The sequence below is a fragment of the Reyranella sp. genome (assembly GCF_965249915.1).
Lineage (GTDB): Bacteria > Pseudomonadota > Alphaproteobacteria > Reyranellales > Reyranellaceae > Reyranella.
In genome coordinates this window covers 4,357,209-4,376,360 of the sequence record NZ_OZ252257.1, presented here as the reverse complement: position 1 = coordinate 4,376,360, position 19,152 = coordinate 4,357,209, and the positions used below count along the sequence as shown (strand labels likewise).

22 protein-coding genes and 1 riboswitch are annotated in these 19,152 nt (G+C 66.0%); of the genes, 14 read left to right on the top strand and 8 right to left on the bottom strand.

All coding sequences use genetic code 11. The features are described 5' to 3' along the window. The first annotated feature begins 8 nt into the window (after nt 1-8). Nucleotides 9-1,217, top strand: coding sequence for a CaiB/BaiF CoA transferase family protein (locus tag ACP15H_RS21690; RefSeq protein WP_425068212.1), 1,209 nt, complete (start codon nt 9-11; stop codon nt 1,215-1,217). Nucleotides 1,218-1,320: 103 nt separating this feature from the next. On the opposite strand, the gene ACP15H_RS21685 is transcribed toward ACP15H_RS21690, so the two are convergent. Next, nucleotides 1,321-2,037 (bottom strand): alpha/beta fold hydrolase, encoded by a 717-nt coding sequence (locus ACP15H_RS21685; RefSeq protein WP_425068211.1) that lies wholly within the window; start codon nt 2,035-2,037, stop codon nt 1,321-1,323. 57 nt (nt 2,038-2,094) lie between these two features. On the opposite strand from ACP15H_RS21685, the gene ACP15H_RS21680 reads away from it, so the two are divergent. From ACP15H_RS21680 to ACP15H_RS21670, 3 genes are read left to right on the top strand one after another with little or no spacing between them, the layout of a single operon-like run. Beyond that, complete coding sequence (locus ACP15H_RS21680; protein WP_425068210.1) at nt 2,095-3,243, top strand: OpgC domain-containing protein; 1,149 nt, start codon at nt 2,095-2,097, stop codon at nt 3,241-3,243. After that, nucleotides 3,240-3,980, top strand: coding sequence for an SGNH/GDSL hydrolase family protein (locus ACP15H_RS21675; RefSeq protein ID WP_425068209.1), 741 nt, complete (start codon nt 3,240-3,242; stop codon nt 3,978-3,980). The genes ACP15H_RS21680 and ACP15H_RS21675 overlap by 4 nt, the downstream gene beginning before the upstream one ends. Before the next feature lie 14 nt (nt 3,981-3,994). Next, a complete protein-coding gene (locus ACP15H_RS21670) occupies nt 3,995-4,771 on the top strand; it encodes a cyclase family protein (protein WP_425068208.1) in 777 nt (258 codons plus the stop codon). A 42-nt stretch (nt 4,772-4,813) separates the two neighbouring features. On the opposite strand, the gene ACP15H_RS21665 is transcribed toward ACP15H_RS21670, so the two are convergent. From ACP15H_RS21665 to ACP15H_RS21650, 4 genes are read right to left on the bottom strand one after another with little or no spacing between them, the layout of a single operon-like run. Beyond that, nucleotides 4,814-5,398 carry a LysE family translocator gene (locus tag ACP15H_RS21665; RefSeq protein ID WP_425068207.1) on the bottom strand — a complete coding sequence of 195 codons (585 nt, stop codon included), beginning with the start codon at nt 5,396-5,398 and terminating at the stop codon, nt 4,814-4,816. 57 nt (nt 5,399-5,455) lie between these two features. Beyond that, the gene (locus ACP15H_RS21660; RefSeq protein WP_425068206.1) at nt 5,456-6,004 is read right to left on the bottom strand and encodes a carboxymuconolactone decarboxylase family protein; all 549 of its coding nucleotides are present in this window, start codon (nt 6,002-6,004) and stop codon (nt 5,456-5,458) included. A gap of 32 nt (nt 6,005-6,036) precedes the next feature. Next, on the bottom strand, nt 6,037-6,627 hold the full coding sequence (locus tag ACP15H_RS21655; protein ID WP_425068205.1) for a hypothetical protein: 591 nt from the start codon (nt 6,625-6,627) through the stop codon (nt 6,037-6,039). Nucleotides 6,628-6,638: 11 nt separating this feature from the next. Next, complete coding sequence (locus ACP15H_RS21650; protein ID WP_425068204.1) at nt 6,639-7,394, bottom strand: aldolase; 756 nt, start codon at nt 7,392-7,394, stop codon at nt 6,639-6,641. Between the two features lie 97 nt (nt 7,395-7,491). Here ACP15H_RS21650 and ACP15H_RS21645 point away from each other — a divergent pair, with 97 nt between their 5' ends. Beyond that, nucleotides 7,492-8,853, top strand: coding sequence for a hypothetical protein (locus ACP15H_RS21645; protein ID WP_425068203.1), 1,362 nt, complete (start codon nt 7,492-7,494; stop codon nt 8,851-8,853). Here ACP15H_RS21645 and ACP15H_RS21640 read toward each other — a convergent pair. Both ACP15H_RS21640 and ACP15H_RS21635 read right to left on the bottom strand, forming a co-directional pair. Continuing rightward, nucleotides 8,828-9,553 (bottom strand): DUF1194 domain-containing protein, encoded by a 726-nt coding sequence (locus tag ACP15H_RS21640; protein ID WP_425068202.1) that lies wholly within the window; start codon nt 9,551-9,553, stop codon nt 8,828-8,830. The two genes, ACP15H_RS21645 and ACP15H_RS21640, sit on opposite strands and share 26 nt — an antisense overlap. A gap of 114 nt (nt 9,554-9,667) precedes the next feature. Beyond that, nucleotides 9,668-10,399 carry an RNA recognition motif domain-containing protein gene (locus ACP15H_RS21635; protein ID WP_425068201.1) on the bottom strand — a complete coding sequence of 244 codons (732 nt, stop codon included), beginning with the start codon at nt 10,397-10,399 and terminating at the stop codon, nt 9,668-9,670. A 288-nt stretch (nt 10,400-10,687) separates the two neighbouring features. On the opposite strand from ACP15H_RS21635, the gene ACP15H_RS21630 reads away from it, so the two are divergent. From ACP15H_RS21630 to ACP15H_RS21615, 4 genes are all read left to right on the top strand, one after another. Next, a complete protein-coding gene (locus ACP15H_RS21630) occupies nt 10,688-11,002 on the top strand; it encodes an NIPSNAP family protein (RefSeq protein WP_425068200.1) in 315 nt (104 codons plus the stop codon). 16 nt (nt 11,003-11,018) lie between these two features. Next, entirely contained in the window at nt 11,019-12,707 is a 1,689-nt protein-coding gene (locus ACP15H_RS21625; RefSeq protein WP_425068199.1) for a thiamine pyrophosphate-binding protein, read from the top strand. Nucleotides 12,708-12,777: 70 nt separating this feature from the next. Continuing rightward, a riboswitch (SAM riboswitch) is annotated at nt 12,778-12,854 on the top strand. 74 nt (nt 12,855-12,928) lie between these two features. Beyond that, on the top strand, nt 12,929-14,140 hold the full coding sequence (gene metZ, locus ACP15H_RS21620) for an O-succinylhomoserine sulfhydrylase (protein ID WP_425068198.1): 1,212 nt from the start codon (nt 12,929-12,931) through the stop codon (nt 14,138-14,140). 21 nt (nt 14,141-14,161) lie between these two features. Further along, a complete protein-coding gene (locus tag ACP15H_RS21615; RefSeq protein WP_425068197.1) occupies nt 14,162-14,773 on the top strand; it encodes a TenA family protein in 612 nt (203 codons plus the stop codon). Between the two features lie 139 nt (nt 14,774-14,912). Here ACP15H_RS21615 and ACP15H_RS21610 read toward each other — a convergent pair whose 3' ends face one another. After that, nucleotides 14,913-15,362, bottom strand: coding sequence for a MarR family winged helix-turn-helix transcriptional regulator (locus tag ACP15H_RS21610; RefSeq protein WP_425068196.1), 450 nt, complete (start codon nt 15,360-15,362; stop codon nt 14,913-14,915). 79 nt (nt 15,363-15,441) lie between these two features. Between ACP15H_RS21610 and ACP15H_RS21605 the strand changes: the two genes are divergently transcribed. The 5 genes from ACP15H_RS21605 to argE are packed head-to-tail and all read left to right on the top strand — an operon-like array spanning nt 15,442 to nt 19,147. Beyond that, nucleotides 15,442-15,915 (top strand): PaaI family thioesterase, encoded by a 474-nt coding sequence (locus ACP15H_RS21605; protein ID WP_425068195.1) that lies wholly within the window; start codon nt 15,442-15,444, stop codon nt 15,913-15,915. Nucleotides 15,916-15,929: 14 nt separating this feature from the next. Further along, nucleotides 15,930-16,838: a cation diffusion facilitator family transporter gene (locus ACP15H_RS21600; protein ID WP_425068194.1), complete on the top strand. Its 909-nt coding sequence runs from the start codon at nt 15,930-15,932 to the stop codon at nt 16,836-16,838. A gap of 60 nt (nt 16,839-16,898) precedes the next feature. Continuing rightward, nucleotides 16,899-17,291 (top strand): Co2+/Mg2+ efflux protein ApaG, encoded by a 393-nt coding sequence (gene apaG / locus ACP15H_RS21595; protein WP_425068193.1) that lies wholly within the window; start codon nt 16,899-16,901, stop codon nt 17,289-17,291. Nucleotides 17,292-17,318: 27 nt separating this feature from the next. Beyond that, nucleotides 17,319-17,945, top strand: a complete 627-nt coding sequence (gene folE / locus ACP15H_RS21590) for a GTP cyclohydrolase I FolE (RefSeq protein ID WP_425068192.1) — start codon at nt 17,319-17,321, stop codon at nt 17,943-17,945. Between the two features lie 32 nt (nt 17,946-17,977). Further along, complete coding sequence (gene argE / locus ACP15H_RS21585; protein WP_425068191.1) at nt 17,978-19,147, top strand: acetylornithine deacetylase; 1,170 nt, start codon at nt 17,978-17,980, stop codon at nt 19,145-19,147. Nucleotides 19,148-19,152 lie beyond the last annotated feature (5 nt).

The following is a 19,152-nucleotide window of genomic DNA, read 5'->3' as shown; positions in this document are numbered from 1 at the left end:
TTGCGCCCATGTCAAAATCAGGTCGGCCGCCGCTCGACGGCATTCGCGTCATCGATTTCTCCCGTGTGATCGCGGGGCCCATGTGCACCCAGATGCTCTCCGACATGGGGGCCGAGGTGATCAAGATCGAGAATCCCGACGGCGGCGACGACACGCGCAAAGGCGCTGGCCCGCGCGCCGGTGGCGCCGATGGCGAGAGCCACTTCTTCATGACCTACAACAGGGGCAAGAAGAGCGTCGCGCTGGACTTCACCAAGCCTGACGGCCAGGCGATCGTGCACAAGCTGCTCGCCAATGCCGATGTGCTGGTCGAGAACTTCCGGCCGGGTGTGCTGAAGAAGTACGGCTTGGACTATGCCAGCCTCGCGGCCAAGTATCCGAAGCTGATCTATCTTTCGATCTCGGCCTACGGACAGACCGGGCCGCTGTCGGACCGGCCGGGCTACGATCCCGTGCTGCAGGCCGAGTCGGGCATGATGAGCGTCAACGGCGAGGCCAATGGCGAGGGTCTGCGTCACGCCATCGCCATCGTCGACACGATGACGGCGATCCACTCGGTGGCTGCCGTCAACGCCGCGCTCTATGCGCGCCGCGACACCGGCAAGGGCCAGCAGATCGACCTCGCGCTCTACGACACCGCGCTCGTCTCGCTGGGCAATATGGGCTCCTACTATCTGATCGGCGGCGAGCAGCCGCGGCGTGCGGGCAACGGCCATTTCGCGTCGGCGCCCAACAGCTCGTTCGAGACGGCAAACGGCAAGATCTACATGGCGGTCGCCAACCAGAAGCTGTTCGCCGACACGGCCAAGGCGCTGGGCCATCCCGAATGGGTGAGCGATCCGCGCTTCGACACGGTCGCCAACCGCGTGGCCAACAAGCCCGAGCTGACGCGCCTCATGGAAGAAGTGCTGACGACCGACACCAAGGAGAACTGGGCGCAGAAGCTGCGTCACCTGCCGGCCGGCCCGATCCGCACCATGAAGGAGGCGCTGGACGAACCGGAAGTGAAGCGCCGCGGCATGCTGAAGACCTACAAGCACAGCCGGGTCGGTGACGTGCCGCTGATCGGCTCGAACTTCCACTTCTCCGACACGCCGGTCGACGACACGCGACCGCCGCCGGCACTGGGCGAACACACCGATCAGGTGCTCAAGGAACTGGCGGGCCTCGGCGCGGCGGAGATCGCGACGCTGCGCGAGAAGAAGATCGTCGGCTGAAATCCCATGTCGTCCCGGGCGAAGTGAAGGACCTCACAGAACGACCAGATGCCCCCTGGCTGGCGTGAGATCCTCTGCCTTCAAATCAGGATGACGGGAATCCTCACCTGTCGAGCCAGGTCTTCAGGATCAGGTTGGTCTCCTCGGGCTTCTCCATCGTGACGAGATGGCCGCACTGGTCGACGACCACGAGCGCGGCGGCCGGGATGGCCTTGGCCATTTCTTCCGACAGGAACAGAGGCGTCGCCGCATCGTCGCGGCCGCAGACGACGATGGTCTGGCACTTGATGCGCGGCACGTCGGGTCGCCGGTCGGTGCGGATCGCCGCCAGCTCTTCCTGGCGCTTGTAGATCTCCACGCCGATCTCGCCGCACATCGTCATCACCTCGTCGACCAGCGGCTTGTCGGGCAGACGATAGGCCGGGATGAAGCGCGTCATCTGCATGCCGAGCACCAGATCGAAATGACCTTCATTCGCGAGGCGGATGCGGGCGCGACGGATCGCGCGCTCGGCCTCGCTCTGGCTCCTCATGCCGGTGTCGAGCAGAGCCAGCTTCGTCACGCGGTCGGCGGCGAACTGCATGATCTCGACCGCGAGCATGCCGCCCAGCGACAGGCCGGCCAGCGCGAACTTCTCCGCCGGCATCTGGTCGACGACCCAACGGGCGGCGCTTTCCCAACTGTCCCAGATGGAGAGCGGCGCCTTGCGCCAATCCGGCACGACGATCTCGGCCTGCCCTGAAAGGGCTGCGACCTGGGCGGCGAACAGGCGCGGCGAGCACAGCACACCGGGGACAAGCAGCAAGGGTGTCTTGGTCATTCGTTTCCTCCGACGTGAAGCGTAGCGCAGACGATTCGTCTGCGGTACCAATAGGCCATGGCCGCCGCCTCCGTTCGCGACATCCGTCTCGACCTGTTCCGCGGGCTCGCACTGTGGTTCATCTTCCTCGACCACATTCCGACCAATATCGTGAGCTGGCTGACCGTCCGCAATTACGGCTTCAGCGACGCGACCGAGATCTTCGTCTTCATCTCCGGCTACACCGCCGTCATCGCCTACAGCCGCATGCTGGAGGAGGAAGGATGGCCACGCACCGCCGCGCGCATCTATCGCCGCGTCTGGCAGCTCTACGTCGCCCATATCCTGTTGTTCGTGGCCTTCTCCGCCCAGATCGCCTGGGTCTCGATCGCTCGCGACACGCCGGCGCTGATCGAGGAGATGGAACTGCTGGGCCTCGGCCAGAACCCATATCGCGCCATCCTCGAAGCAGCCCTGCTCAAGTTTCGGCCCGTCAATCTCGACGTGCTGCCGCTCTACATCGTGTTGCTGGCCGTCTTCCCCCTGGTCCTGCCGGTGGTGGTGCGCTGGCCCTGGGTCGTGATCGGGGTTTCCTTCGCCTTTTATGCGGCGACCTGTCACCTGAACTGGAATCTGCCGGCCTACCCCGACGAGAAGGTCTGGTACTTCAACCCCTTGGCCTGGCAGGTCGTCTTCCATGTCGGGGCGGCCTGCGCGGTATTCGGCCCGGGACTGTCCCGGCTCGACCGGTATCGCGGCCCGCTGACCACCCTGGTGGTCGCTTTCCTGCTGTTCGCGGCCTTCATAGCCCTGTCCTGGCAATATAATCCGCTGGAACGGCTGGTGCCGGTCTGGGTCGCCCGGGTCATTTATCCGATCGACAAGACGAACATCGACATCCTGAGGTTTCTGCATTTCCTGGCGATCGCCTGGCTGGTCCGGATCGCCGTGCCGATCGATGCCCCGGCCCTGAAATGGCGAATCTGGGAGCCACTTCGCAGATGCGGCGAGGCTTCCTTGCTTATATTCTGCATCGGGACCTTCCTGGCGCTGAGCGGCCAGGTGATCGTTAGCCAGTATGAAGATTCGATCTTGTCGCAGATTCTTGTGAGCATCGGGGGGATCGCCATCATGTGCGTGGCCGCCTACATCGCCGCCTGGTTCAAGCGCGGGAATGCGCGTGCGGCGGCGGCTCGCGCGCGGGTGGCGACCGGGGCTTCCAGGTGAAACACACAATCGCCGTCCTGATCGCGACTCTCATGCTCGCACTGGGCGGAACGGCTCACGCGAACTCGATGACGCTGTGCCGCGCCCAGCCGGCCATGCTGGCGCTCGGCACGACGCTGCCGGTCTCGCGCAAGGCGATCGCCGAGCGCAAGCAGCTCCGCATCATTGCCCTGGGATCGTCCACCACCGCAGGCTATGGGGTGTCGAACCCCGCCTTCGCCTATCCGACGCAGCTCCGCATCGGACTGGAGAAGGCGCTGCCCGGGATCGACATCGAGGTGATCAACCGTGGCATCGGCGGCCAGGACGTCGAGGAGATGGCCGCCCGGATGCGCACCGAGATGGAGGACAACCCGGCCTCCCTGGTGATCTGGCAGACCGGGACCAACGCCGCCATCCGCCACATGCCGCTCGACAAGTTCGACAAGACGCTGCGTGAGGGTCTGAAGCTCGGCACGTCGTTGGGCGCGGATTTCATCCTGATGAATCTGCAGTACGTGCCCGCCGTTGTCGCTGTCGCCGACAAGGAGGCCTACGAGAAGGTCATGGCGGGTGCAGCCAAGCAATACTCCGCCGGCCTGTTCCGCCGTTACGACATCATGCGCGGCTGGTACGATGACGGTATGCCTTATGCCCAGTTCGTGCAGCTCGACGGGCTCCATCTCAACGATTTCGGCCAGAAGTGCATCGGCAGGCTGCTGACCCGCTCGATCGTGGATGCGCTGAAGGGGCCCTGACAAGAGGACGCAAGATGCCTCGTCGCTTCGTCGATCTTTCGATCTACCTCGAGAACGATGTGATCTCCGATCCGCCGCCGTTCGGCCCGAAGATCCAGTATCACAAGCATGCCGATACGGCCGGCCAGATCGCCGGCTTCTTCCCCGGCTTGAAAAAGGAAGACCTGCCGGACGGCGCCGGTTGGGCGGTCGAGAACGTCAACCTCTCGACCCACAACGGCACCCATCTCGACGCGCCCTATCATTTCCATCCGACGATGAACAAGGGCGAGCGCGCCATCACCATCGACGAGGTGCCGCTCGAATGGTGCTTCCAGCCCGGCGTGAAGCTCGACTTCCGCGACAAGCCCGATGGCCACGTCATCACGGCCGCCGAGGTCGAGCGGGAGTTGCAGCGGATCGGCCACGAGCTGAAGCCGCTGGAGATCGTCGTCGTCAATACGCGCGCGGGCTCGCGCTACGGCAACGACGACTACGTCAATTCCGGTTGCGGCATGGGCTACGACGCCACGATCTACCTGCTGGAGAAGGGTGTGCGGCTGACCGGCACCGACGCCTGGAGCTGGGACGCGCCGTTCTATTTCACCGCCCAGAAATGGGCGAAGGACCACGACCCGTCGATCATCTGGGAAGGCCACAAGGCCGGTCGCGACATCGGCTACTGCCATCTCGAGAAGCTGCACAATCTCGAGGCCTTGCCCGGCGACGGATTCACCATCGCCTGCTTCCCGCACAAGATCCGCGGCGCCTCCGCCGGCTGGACCCGCGCGGTCGCGATCTTCGAGGAGTGACGCGCCGTGCGCGTCATCCCGAGCCTTTGCGACGGATCTTAGCTACCCAAGAGTCGCCGGCCGGCGCGCGAAGAGAAGGGCGAGGCCGAGAGCCGCGATGAGACCGCCCGCGGCCGTGCGCAGGCGGCGCAGCATCGTCGGTCGGCCCATCGCGACCGAACGGGCGCGCGACACCAGCGTCGCGACAACGACATCGACCGTTGTGTTGAGGGCCACGGAGATCAGGCCCAGCATCATGAATTGCAGCCATACGGGGCCAGTCGACGGATCGACGAACTGAGGCAGCAACGCGAGGAAAAAGGCCGCTGTCTTGGGATTGAGCGCTTCGACGAGGATGCCCTCGCGGAAGGCTCTGGCCGCGCCCGTCGTCGCGACCCGGACCTCGAAGGGAAGGCGTGCCTCCCGGATCGCCTTGATCCCGATCCATACGAGATAGAGGGCGCCGGCAAGCTTCAGGATCGCGAAGGCCTCGGCGCTCGCCATGACAAGCGCCGATACGCCGGCCGCACCGGCTGCGACATGGACCAGTCCGCCCACCCCCGTCCCGAAGCTGGAGGCCAGGCCCTCGGCTCGGCCACCGGCCAGCGTACGCGCCGCGACGTAGAATATGCCGGGCCCCGGCGACATCGCGATCGCCGCGGCCGTTGCGAAGAAGAGTGCGAGGGTCGCGAAATCCCTTGCCGCTTACGGCAGCGGGTCGGGCTCGCCCGGCGGCAGCGGCACTTCGAAGACGTTGAGGGTCATCGACACCAGCATGTAGTAGCCGCACACGCCCACGAGATCGACGACACCCTTCTCGCCGAACGCGTCGATGGCGCGCTTGTAGTTCGTCGGCGCGACCCGGTTGGTCTCGAGATACTCGGTGACGAAGTCGTAGACCACCTTCTCGATGTCGCGCTTGAAGGGCGGCGTGGCGCGCAGGCGGACCGCCTCGATGATGTCTTCCGGCAGACCGGCTTCCTTGGCGAGACGCGCATGCGCATAGAACTCGAACTGCGCCTTGAAGTGCCGTCCGACCAGGCAGATCGCGAGTTCCGACAGGTCGCGGGGCAGCGAATTGTTGAAACGGCAGTATTCGCCGAGCTTCTGGGCGCGGTCGGCCAGCACCGGGCTGCGCAGCCAGGGCTCGAAGGGGCCGCGCAGGCCGCCGCGGGGGCCGGACATGATCGCGTCGGCGACCTTCTTCTGTTCGGGATCGAGCTTGTTCGTGTCGAGCGGAGCCAGACGCGGCATGGCGTTTCCTCTGTTCTGTCTTTTTCGAAGGGTTAGAGCGGACAACCGGCGTCGGCGACGCGGTTGGCATCGGCATTGTCGAAAATGTGGTTCACGATCGACAGGCCGGCCTGCATTGCGGCGCTGGAGCGGACGCTGCAGGACGCGGTGGCGGTCCACAGCACCTTGCCGCTGTTGGATTCGTAGAGCGTGAGCGACACCCGCAGCGTCGAGCCGGAGGGCACCGCCGGAATCGTGTCGCGCGGACCGATCCGGTTTGCCGGCAGCGCGAGACGCGGATTGGCGCCGGTCTCGTAGTCCTGGCTCTGGAGCATCGGTATCTCGCGGTCGGCGCCGCCGGACAGGTCGAAATAGCTGACGTCCATGCGCATAATGTTGCCGCCGCTGAAGCCCACCTGGTTGCCGCGCTGGGTGAGGCGGACCATGACCTGGCGGCGCAGCTCGCGCGCCAGGTGAGTGTCGGAGGTGAGCTGCACGGCGATCTTGGCCTTGGGAATCTTCTGGAACGCCTTGATCTCCAGCTCGCCCAGCTTCGGCCCGGCGCCCACGCCATATCCCTGGGCGGAGGCCGGTGCGGCAAAGCAGAGCGCCGAGAGCGCGACAAAGGTGGCGGCGATACGCATTCGTCTTTCCCCTAACGTCCCTCGACCGCCGTCAGCCTGCTCCAGCCGGCTTCGTCCCGGTCGAGCATGCGCTTCAGCGATTCGAAATGCAGGAAGGCCTGCTGCGCCTCGCCCGCGATCTGCCTGGCCGTATGTTCGGCCATCGCCTCGTCGATATTGTGCAGCTCCCGGCCGGTCTGCATGGCCAGCACCTGCACCATCGCCGCACGTTCGAGGTAATAAAGGTCGTCGTAGGCTTGGGCAACGGTCGGCCCCGAAACGATGACGCCGTGGTTTCGCAGGAACAGGATGTCCTTGTCGCCCATGGCCCGGCACATGCGTTCGCCCTCGTCGTTGGACAGCGCGACGCCGCCATAGGCCTCGTCGTAGGCGATGCGTCCCCAGTAGCGGAAGGCGTTCTGCGTGCACATCTCGATGCGGCCATCGCGGATCGAGGTCAGCGCGGTCGCATAGGGCATGTGGGTATGCAGCACGACCTTGGCGCGCGGGTTGCCGGCATGGATGCGCGCGTGGATGTAGAACGCCGTCGGCTCGACCGGGTACTTGCCCTCGATGATGTTTCCGTCGCCGTCGGCTATGACGATGTCCGACGGGGTAATCTCGGACCAGTGCAGGCCCTGCGGATTGACGAGGAACAGCTCCTCGCGGCCGGGCACGGTCATGCTGAAATGGTTGCAGACGCCCTCGTTCAGCCCGTGCCGCGCGGCGGCCCGCAGCGCCGTCGTCAGGTCGATCCGCGCCTGGGTGACCGGGTCGTTCGCCAGCATTAAAAAGGCTCCATCGAAGAAGGGCTCGGCTGCGGGCGATGATGCGGCTAAGCGCATATGTGGCCAAGCAAAATCGCGCCTGCCGGGAGACGCCTGGATGAACGTTCTGTTCGGTTCGCCGGTGGGAGCCTTGCTGGCGCGGCCATGGGTCGATCCGGTGGGGCTGTACGGACTGCAACGCTGGTATCTGCCGCTCTCGCGATTGTGGGCCGCGGCCAATCTCGCCGGGATGGATGTCGCCCGATTCCGCGAGGAAATCGGGCTGGCCCTGCCGGGTTTCTGGTCGGAGGCCCGATTGCGGAGCCTGCTGGCGCGCCATGGACGGGCGCAGGCCCGTGCAGACGAGACGCGCGCGGCGTGGGAGACCGGCCTCTTCGATCCGGCGGGCGAGGGCGATCCGGAGCGGTTGGAGGGTCAAAGGCGTGCTGCCGCCACGACTCATCTCGCGACCCGGGCACTCTTCTATCCGCTGCTGTTTCCCCGGCGGCCGCCTCTTGCGCGCTGGCGGATCGACGCGCCGGAGCAGGTCGAATGCGAGCTCGGTCCCGTGCTGGACGACGCTTCCGCCCTCTATGTCGCGCCGATCGCTGTCGAAACCCTGGCGATATCGCGCGACTTCGTGCGGGACGGCATTCGCGAATACTGGTTGCGTGCGCCGACGCCGTCGGCCCGGCTCCAACGGCGTGACGGCAGTGAAATACTCTATGCCCGCGTCGCCGAACCTGTCGGTGGGACAGGCGACACCTTGATTTTCGGCAACGGCCTCTGTGTCGAGTCCGAGCTGATGTCGATGGACCGAGGCCCTGGCCCCCAACTCGCCGCGATGGGGTGGAGGGTCATCGAGCCGGTTTCGCCCTATCACGGTCTGCGGGCGATGCCGGGTTTCTATGGTGGCGAGCCGTTCTTCGCGGCAAGCCCGACGAGTTCGATGGATCTCATTGCCGGGCAGGCGATCGAGTCGGCGCTCCTGGCCGCGTGGGCCCGTGAGCGGTTCGGCGGCAAGGTGGCACTGGCGGGCATATCGATGTCGTCGTTCGTGGCGCAGTTGGCCGCCAGCCACTGTCATCTCTGGCCGGTCGAAGCGCGCCCCGACGCGGCGATCCTGATCAGCCATTCGGGACGTGTCGAGGACGTGACATTCGGCGGCGCACTGGCTGCCATGCTGGGCCTTGATCGGGCATTGGTCGAGGCTGGCTGGTCACGCGACAGCCTGGCGCGGTTGTCGCGGGCGATCGATCCTGCGGAAACCCCGGCGTTGCCGCCGTCGCGTATCGTTTCAGTGTTGGGCGAGACCGACCGCTGGGTCCCCTATGACGACGGTCTCGCGCTCGCGCGACGCTGGCGGCTGCCGGAGGAGAATGTCTTCCGCTACCGGCTGGGCCATCTCGGCATGCCCATTCAGCTCACGCGAGACCACGCTGCCTTCGCGAGGCTCAGACAGGTGCTGAAGGAAGGGTAGGCACGGTCTCCGAGATCTCGCGCACCAGCTTGGAGCGGACGGCGCGGCCGAAATGGTCGAAATTGTCGGCCACGATCAGGAACGAGCCCGGACCGCCGATCACGCTTTCCTCGTAGTATTTGTCGAGGGTGAGGTCGGGTGGGCGGCCGAAATTGTTGCGGTTCATCATCACCGGCAGGCCGTTCACGACGATGCCCTGCGACACGAGCTTGTCGCGCACGATCTCGGCCGGCGGCCCGTCGTTCGTGCGGCCGTCGCCCGAAACGTCGATCACGCGGCGCCGGGCGGAGAAGGGCGAATTCTCGAAACGCTGACCGGCATGGGCGAGGGCGGCGCCGACGGCGGTCCAGCTCTGCGAGGTGCGCGGCGCTTCGGCGAGCTTGTCGGCAAATCGGCGGGCAGCCCCCGGACTGTCGATCACCGTCCAGTCGAGCACGACGGTCTGGAAGTGCGCGCCCGCCCACTCGGTGTAGCAGATCGCGATCCGCCGGTTCTCGCCCGAGAGGATGGCATCGACGACGCGGTCGTTGGTGAGCGCCTCGATATAACCGCGGCGCTGGAGCTCGGCTTCGACCTCGTCGATCGATCGCGAGACATCGACGGCCAGCACGAGCTGCAGGTCGACCGGCGTCTGGGCACGCGCCGAGCTCGCCGTCGCCAGCGCCGCCATGGAGCCTACGAGCGCCGACCGTCGCCTCATGCCCACCTCCGTCGAAGGCGGGAAGCATAACACCGTCGCGTCCGGCGCAAACAAAAACGCCGGAGGAAATCCCCCGGCGTTCAGGTCGACCCTCAGGTCTATTGCCAGAAAGGCCTATTGATCGTCGTCGAAGCCGCGCTTGCGCGGTTCGTAGTCGCGCTCGCGACGCGGACGGTCCGGAGCGCCGCCGGTGTAGCGACGGACAGGCTTGCCGAACTCGCCGCCGGGAGCGCCCTCGGCCGGAGGAGGAGGAGCGCTGGAGAAATCGGCGCGGCGATCCCGCATCGGGCCGCCATCGCCGGCGCCAGGGCCGGCGCCGCGGTAACCACCGCCACCGCCGCCGCCATAACCACCACCGCCGCCTTCACGACCGCCGCCGCCGTAGCCGCCACCGCCGCCGCCGCGATAACCACCGCCGCCGCCGCCTTCACGGCCGCCGCCACCACCGTAGCCGCCGCCACCACCGCCACCGCCGTAGCCGCCACCGCCGCCACCACCGCCGTAGGGCGGACGCGGGCCGCGCGGACGGAAGCCGCCGCCATCGCGGCCGCCACCGCCGCCGCCGCCGCCAAATCCACCACCGCCGCCGCCACCGGGCTGACGCTCGACGGCTTCACGGACCGCGATCGAGCGGCCATCCAGCAACGCGCCGTTCATGGCCTGCATGGCCGAGGCGCCTTGGTCATCGGTTTCCATCTCGAGGAACGCGAAGCCGCGGCTGCGGCCGGTCTCGCGATCCACGATCACTTTCGAAGATGTAACGGTGCCGAACTGAGAGAAGGCTTCAGACAGACGCTCAGACGTGACCGAATAGGGCAGGTTGCCCACAAACAATTTGCGACTCATTCAAGGCTCTGGGCTAGAGGAAGGATCGAGCGGAGTCCGGCGCGCGCTTGCTGGACGGATGCGTCCAAGCGTTTCGATGACCTTTGACAGATGACCAAGTAGCTCACGGGAAGACGTTGACCGGTATCGCGCTCCGCGACTGGGTGCCGAGACTCTTGATGATGCTCGTCGGCGGGTGTCGCAATGCAGCACTTATGCGCTGATTCAAGCTTTGAGTCCACCGCGTCGCGGGGTTGAGACGCAACGAAGCACGGCACACAATCGACGGGAATTCGGGAGGGATTTGAAGTGATCGTCGACCATCGAACCTATGAACTGCAGCCGGGCCGCCTGCGCGACTTTCTCGCGCTCTACGAAAAGGAGGGCCTGCCGGTCCAGCTCAAGCATCTCGGCAACCTCGTCGGCTACTACACGACCGAGGTCGGCAACGTGAACGAGATCGTTCACATGTGGGGCTATACCGACCTTGCCGACCGCACGAAGCGCCGCGCGGCGATGGCGGCCGATCCCGCCTGGCAGGCCTATTTGCAGAAGAGCCGAGATTATATGAAGCACATGAATAACAAGATATTGGTGCCCACCACCTTCTCACCCACGAAGTAAGGGAAAGATCTCCAACATGGCTACCGCATACCCGCGCCGCAGCGGCGCGCAGGTTCTGATCGACCAACTGCGTATCCACGGCACCGACACGATCTTCGGCGTGCCCGGCGAAAGCTACCTGGCCGCCCTCGATGCGCTTTACGCGCAACGCAATTCCATTCGCTATGTAATTTGCCGCCAGGAAGGCGGCGCCTCCTACATGGCGGAAGCCTATGGCAAGCTGACCGGCAAGCCCGGCGTCTGTTTCGTCACGCGCGGCCCCGGCGCCACCAATGCCAGCGTCGGAATGCATACCGGCTTCCAGGATTCGACGCCCATGATCCTGCTGGTCGGGCAGGTCGCGCGCGAACAGGCCGAGCGCGAGGCGTTCCAGGAAATCGACTATCGCCGCATGTACGGCCAGATGGCCAAGTGGGTGACCCAGATCGAGGACGCCCGCCGCATCCCGGAGATCGTGAGCCAGGCCTTCCATCGCGCCATGAACGGCCGGCCCGGTCCGGTCGTCATCGCGCTGCCCGAGGACATGTTGGTCGACGAGGTCGAAGTCGCCGATGCCGGTCCCTACAAGGTCGCGCGCGGCGCGCCGGCGCCGGAGGACATGGCGACGTTCCGCGAGCTGCTGGCCGCGGCGAAACAGCCGCTCGTGATCCTGGGCGGCGGCGGCTGGGACGCCAAGGCCTGCGACGACATCCGCGCCTTCGTCGAGGCCAACCACCTGCCGGTGACGACGGCCTTCCGCAACCAGGACCTGATCGACAACCGCCACGACAATTTCGTCGGCGATCTCGGCCTCGGCGTGAACCCGCCGCTCGGCAAGCGCATCAAGGAAAGCGATCTCATCATCGCCATCGGTCCGCGTCTCGGCGAGGCCACCACCGGCGGCTACACCATGTTCGACCTGCCCGTGCCGGCGCAGAAGATGGTGCATGTGCATGCCGGCGCCGAGGAGCTGGGCCGCGTCTATCAGGCGACCCTGCCGATCAACTCGGGCATGTCGCAGTTCGCCGCCGCGGCCAAGGCGATGAAGCCGGTCGATGCGTCCGCGTGGAAGGCGGGCGTCGCCGCCGCGCGCGCCGACTATCTGAAGAACATCGAGCCGACGCCGCAGCCCGGTTCCGCCAACCTTGCGGAGATCGTGGGCTGGCTGAACAAGCGTCTGCCCGACGACGTCATCGTCACCAATGGCGCCGGCAACTATGCCGGCTACGTCCACCGCTTCTTCCAGTATCGCGGCTTCCGCACCCAGCTCGCGCCGACTAACGGCTCGATGGGCTACGGCGTGCCGTCGGCCGTGGCGGCCAAGATCGCCGCGCCCGGCCGCACCGTCGTGTCGTTCAGCGGCGACGGCTGCTTCCTGATGAACGGGCAGGAGTTCGCGACCGCCGTCCAGCATGGAGCGAACATCGTGTTCATCGTGGTCGACAACGGCATGTACGGGACGATCCGCATGCACCAGGAGCGCGAGTATCCGACGCGTGTGCATGGCACCGAGTTGAAGAACCCGGACTTCGCCGCCTATGCCCGGGCCTTCGGTGGCCACGGCGAGACGGTCGAGCGCACCGCGGACTTCGAGGCGGCGTTCGAGCGCGCGCTCGCTGCCGGCAAGCCCTCGATCATCCATGTGAAGACGGATGCCGAGGCGATTACGTCGCGCATCACCATGAGCAAGCTCCGCGAGCAGGCGCTGGCGAAGCAGAAGCACTGACTTGAGAAAGCGAAGCGGCCGGACGCAAACCCGATCGACGGGCTTGCGTCCGGCCGTCGCCGCCCTTATAGAGGCGGTCCGTGGAGATTTGAGCCGACCGGCTTGCGACCACGTTAAACATCGCTAAAAGGTCGGAGGTGCTCGCAAAGCCCCCGTCCTTCCAGGTCGGGGGCTTTTCGTTTGCGTTGCCGGAGGGGCGCGCGGCGAGACAGGAGAGTGAGATGGACGGTTCGATTCCCGTGAAGAAGGCGCAAGCCGACGTTTCGAAGTGGCGTACCCAGACCCAAGCGGTGCGCGGCGGTCAGATCCGCAGCAACTTCGACGAGACGTCCGAAGCGCTCTTCCTGACCTCGGGCTATGCCTATTCGAGCGCCGAGCAGGCCGAGGCCACCTTCAAGGGCGAGGCCGAGCACTATCAGTATTCGCGCTTCGGCAATCCGACCGTCACCATGTTCGAGAACCGGCTGGCCGCGCTGGAAGGCGCCGAGGCCTGTCGCGCCACCTCGACCGGCATGTCCGCTGTGTTCTTTGCGCTGCTGGCGCTGCTCAAGTCGGGCGACCGCATCGTCGCGGCCCGCCAGCTCTTCGGATCCTGCCACTACATCGTGACCGACCTGCTTCCGAAATACGGCATCCAGAGCGAGCTGGTCGACGGTGGCGATCTCGCCCAGTGGGAGAAGGCGCTGGCCAAGCCGACGCAGGCCGTCCTGTTCGAATCGCCGTCCAATCCGATGCTCGACATCGTCGACGTGAAGGCGGTGTGCGACCTCGCCCACAAGGCCGGCGCCAAGGTCGTGCTCGACAACGCCTTCGCCACGCCGATCCTGCAGCGGCCGCTCGAGTTCGGCGCCGACGTCGTGGTCCACTCCGCCACCAAGTACATGGACGGCCAGGGCCGCACCCTGGGCGGCGCCGTGCTGGGCTCGAAGGAGTTCATCATCGACAAGCTGCAGCCGATCATCCGCAACACCGGCCCGTCGCTCAGCCCGTTCAATGCCTGGGTCCTGGTGAAGGGCCTGGAGACGCTGGGCCTGCGCGTCGAGCGCCACTGCGCCAATGCCCGCCGCGTCGCCGATGCGCTGGCCGCCCATCCGGCGATCGGCCGCGTGCTCTATCCCGGCCGTCCCGACCATCCGCAGCATGCGCTGGCAGCCAAGCAGATGTCCGACTTCGGCGGCGTCGTGACGTTCGACGTCAAGGCCGGCAAGCCGGCGGCGTTCGCCGCGCTGAACCGCCTGCAGATCGTCGACATCTCCAACAATCTCGGCGACGCCAAGAGCCTGATCACCCATCCGGCGACCACGACTCACATGCGCATCGGCGCCGAGGAGCGCGCGAAGCTCGGCATCACCGACGGCACGGTTCGCCTCTCGGTCGGCCTCGAGGATGTCGAGGACATCGTCGCCGACCTCGTGCAGGCGCTGGACGCCTGACGCCGGCAGTCGGGGCAAGGAATGTCGCTTTCGTCCGACCTGTGGGCGGCAAATTCCGACCTGGCCTCACGCATCCTGTCGCACGGTTTCGTGCGCGGGCTGCGTGACGGCTCGCTGCCGATCGAATGCTTCAAGGGCTATGTCGCGCAGGACGCCTATTTCCTCGAAGCCTTCGCGCGCGCCTACGCCTTCTGCCTCGCCAATTCGCGCTCGCGCGAGGATCTCTACGGGTTCGCCGGCCTGATCGCCGGCGTCCTGCAGGAGCTCAAGCTCCACAAGGGCTATGCCGAACGCTGGCGGGTCGACCTCGACGGTGTCGCTCCGATCGAGTCGACACGCGCCTATGTCGACTTTCTTCTCGAGACGGCGCGGCACGGCAATCTCGGCGAGACGATCGCGGCGATGACGCCGTGCATGCGGCTCTACGCCTTCCTGGGCCGTTCGCTGTCCGCGAACAGCGTGGCCAAGCTCTATTCGGAATGGGTGAAGACCTATGCCGATCCGGGCTTTGAGGCGCTGGCCGCCCAGCTCGAAGCCCTGCTCGATCTCCATGCTCAGGACACCGAGGCCGTGCGTGCCAACTACCGCCGCGCCATGGAATTGGAGCTCGGCTTCTTCGCCGCCCACGTCTAGCGGGCGTTGGCAAGACCCGCCGGGAAATATCCGCGGTACCAGGGTACCTGTGAGAGGGGGTGCGACTCTCGTTTCGACTGTTTCGTTTATTTCGTTTGTTTCGTTTATTGGCGCAGGATCCGGCTTGGTCGACGGCCTGTCAGAGCGGCGCCAGTCTCTCCATCGAGCGGTCGAGGGCGCCGTGCAGGTCGGCGGTCAGCTTCGCGCCCATCGCCGTCCGCACTTCCTGCTCGGCCTCGGCCCACAGCGGCAGCGCGCGCTTGAACAGGGCGCGGCCGGCCGGCGTCGCGACCAGCTCGTGCCGGCGCTTGTCGCCCGCGGCCGCCCGCTCGATCACGCCCGAGGCCAGCAGTGGGCGCAGGTTGCGCGTCAGGGTGGTGCGATCGGTCGCCAGGAGATCGGACAGTTCGGTGATGCTGACGGGACCGCGCGCGATCACATGCCCCAGGAGCGAGAACTGCGAGATGCGCAGGCCGGTCGGCGCCAGGTGCCGGCTGTAGATCTGCGTCACCCGCCGCGCCGCGCTGCGCACGCGAAAGCAGGTGCACTCGGCGGGCGACAGGCGGACCGGAGAAGAATCGGCTGTCATGGACCCCAGACTATCGCCGCTTCTTGCATCGGCAAAGCCTCAATGTGTATATGCACATAAATTCGCAATGGAGACGGGCATGGCGGCAGAGGCGGGATATGGCGTGGTGCCGATCGAGCAGGCGCGTACCCTGGACGGTCTGGACCTGTTCAAGGGCCTGCTGGAGGGCCGCTATCCGGCGCCGCCGATCTCACGGGCCCTGGGTTTCAACCTGCTGGAAGTCGAAGCCGGGCGGGTCCTGTTCGGCTACACGCCGGTGTTCGACCATTACAACCCCCTGGGCACCGTCCATGGCGGCATCGCCGCCACCCTGCTCGACTCGGTGATGGGCTGCTGCATCCACACGATGCTGAAGGCCGGCAGCGGCTACACGACCGTCGAAATCAAGGTGAACTACGTGCGTGCCATGACCGACAAGACCGGTCCCGTCCGGGCCGAGGGCAAGGTGATCAACGTCGGCTCGCGCATCGCCACGTCGGAAGGCCGCCTGACCGACGCCGCCGGCAAGCTGCTGGCCCACGGCACGACCACCTGCCTGATCTTCCCGATTTAGCCTATTCTGGCGGCATGCAGAATGCCGCCGCCGAACAGAGACTCCTGAAACTCTCCATCGCCGTCACCGTCGTGGTGGCGACGTTCGGCGTGCTGTTCGGCCTGCTGTCGGGATCGATGTCGATCCTGTTCGACGGCGTCTTCTCCGCCATCGACGCTGCCATGTCGGGGCTGGCGCTGTTCGTGTCGCGCCTCGTCACCCGCGTCGCCGAGAACCGGCGCTTCCAGTTCGGCTACTGGCATATCGAGCCGATGGTTCTGGCCTTCAACGGCGGCACCCTGATGCTGCTCTGCTTCTATGCCTTCCTGAACTCCATCGACAGCCTGCTGGCCGGCGGCCGACAACTCGATTTCGACTGGGCCATGGCCTATGCCGTCCTGGTCTGCGCCGCGTGCTTTGCCATGTTCTTCTACGAGCGCCGCCTCAATCGCCGCATCGGCTCCGATTTCGTGCGGCTCGACGCGCAGAGCTGGCTGATGACGGGGTCGATCACCTCGGCGCTGTTCGTGGCCTTTGCCCTCGGCGATTGGTTGAAGGGTACGGCCTACGGCCATCTCGCCCCCTACGCCGATCCGGCGGTGCTGGCGCTGCTGACGATGGTTCTGGTGTTCGTGCCCATCCAGACGGTGCGCCGGGCGCTGCAGGAAATCCTGCTGATCACGCCGCCGGAACTCGACGCGCGGGTTCGTCAGGTGATGGACGAGGTGATCGCCCGTCACGAATTCAAGACCTACACCTCCTACGTCGCCAAGGTCGGGCGTGCCCAGTTCATCGAGATCCATATCGCCGTGCCGCCGGAGTCGCCGATCGACAGCGTGGGCGAGGCCGACGGCATCCGGCGCGAGATCGCCGAGGCGATCGGCGGCGCAGGTCCGAACCGCTGGCTCACGATCGACTTCACCGCCGACCCGAACTGGCTGTAGACGGGTTTGACCTTTTGCCCGGAAACTCCCATGTCAGAGGCCGGAAGGATTCGCCCGAGCATGTATAAAGCCACAACCCGTGCCATCCAGGTGACGGTCGAACCGCAATATCTGCCCGACCAGTCGGAGCCGGCGAAGTCGCAATATGTCTGGTCCTACACGGTGCGCATCGAGAACAAGGGCGATGTCGCCGTCCAATTGCGCAGCCGGCACTGGAAGATCACCGACGGGCTTGGCCGTCTCCAGGAGGTCAAGGGCCCCGGTGTCGTGGGCAAGACGCCGTTGCTGCGCCCCGGCGAGGTGTTCGAGTACACTTCCGGAACACCTCTTTCCACGCCATCCGGTATCATGGGCGGTACGTATCAGATGGTGGACGAGGCGGGCGTGAAGTTCGACATCGAAGTTCCGACCTTCTCGCTGGACACGCCGACAGCGCAGCGCAGCCTCAACTAGGCTGTGCGAATCAAGGGGAGTAAGACGATGAACAAGATGGCGAAGCCGCGCGAGATCGTTTCGCTCGCCACCGGCCTGTCACGGCCTTCGCGCGAGGAAGCGGAGGCCGCCGTCCGCACGCTGATCCGCTGGGCCGGCGACGACCCCGGCCGCGAGGGCCTGGCCGGTACGCCCGACCGCGTCGTGCGCTCCTACGAGGAGTTCTTCGCGGGCTACGACCAGGATCCGCGCGACATGCTGCAGCGGACCTTCGAGGAGGTCGAGGGCTACGACGAAGTCGTGGCGCTGCGCGACATCCGGCTCGAGTCGCACTGCGAGCATCACATGGTGCCGATCATCGGCAGGGTCCATGTCGGCTACCTGCCGGACAAGCGCGTGGTCGGCATCAGCAAGCTCGCCCGCGTGGTCGATGCCTATGCCCATCGCCTGCAGATCCAGGAGAAGCTCACGGCTCAGATCGCCAATACGCTGCAGGAAGTGCTCCAGCCGCGCGGTGTCGCCGTCGTCATCGAGGCGGCGCACCAGTGCATGACGACGCGCGGCGTCCACAAGTCCGACGTCACCATGGTCACCAGCCGGATGCTGGGCGCCTTCCGGAACAATGGAGAGACACGGCGCGAATTCCTGAGCATGATCGGTCGCACGTCCATTTAACCGCAACGCGCCCCGAGTAAGACAAGGACACCATGGCCGGAGAGACCGTCAGTTCCATCGACATGCTGCGAAAGCTCGTGGCATTCGATACCACCTCGCGCAATTCCAACCTCGCGCTGATCGAGTACGTGCAGGGCTACCTCAAGGGCCACGGCGTCGAGTCGAAGCTGGTGCCCAACGAGGACGGCTCGAAGGCCAATCTGTTCGCAACGGTCGGTCCCAACGTGCCGGGCGGCGTCGTGCTGTCGGGCCACACCGACGTCGTGCCGGTCGACGGCCAGCCCTGGGTCACCGATCCGTGGACGCTCACGCTGAAGGACGGCAAGTATTACGGCCGCGGCACCTGCGACATGAAGGCGTTCTATGCCATCGGCCTCGCCATGCTGCCGGAGATGCTGAAGGCCCCGCTCAAGAAGCCGATCCACTTCGCTCTCTCCTACGACGAGGAGATCGGCTGCTTCGGCGCGCATTCGCTGGCCGCCCGCATGGCGACCGAGGTGCCGAAGCCCCGGGTCATCATCATCGGCGAGCCGACCATGATGACCGTGGTGCATGCCCACAAGGGCAGCCAGAGCTACGTCACCAAGTTCACCGGCTTCGAGGCCCATTCCTCGATGACCCATCTCGGCGTCAGCGCCATCCATTTCGCCGGCGAGTTCATTCACTACCTCAACACGGTGCAGGAGGAGCTCGAGGCCGCCGCTCCGAAGGACAGCGAGTTCATGCCGGCCGCCGCGACCTTCAACGTCGGCACCATCATCGGCGGCACCGCGGGCAACATCCTGGCGCGCGAGTGCGAGGTCCTTTGGGGCTATCGCGAGCTGCCGACCCGGCCGATCGAGGAACTGGGCGAACGCGCCAAGAAGTGGCTGAAGGAAGAGCTGCTGCCGAAGATGAAGGCCAAGCATCCCGCGGCCGGCATCGAGACCGAGTTGCGCGCCTCGACCCCCGCCTTCTCGCCCGAGGGCAATGACGACGCCAAGGCCCTGGCCGGCAGCTGGTCGGGCTCCAACACGGTCGGCGCGGTGGTCTATGCCACCGAGGCCGGCATCTTCCGCAAGGTGCTGGGCGTGCCGACGGTCGTGTGCGGCCCCGGCGACATCGCCCAGGCGCACCAGCCGAACGAATTCATCCTGGCCTCGCAGATCGACGCCGGCGAGGAGTTCATGAAGCGCATGCTGGAGTGGTCCTGCCGGGACTGACTGTG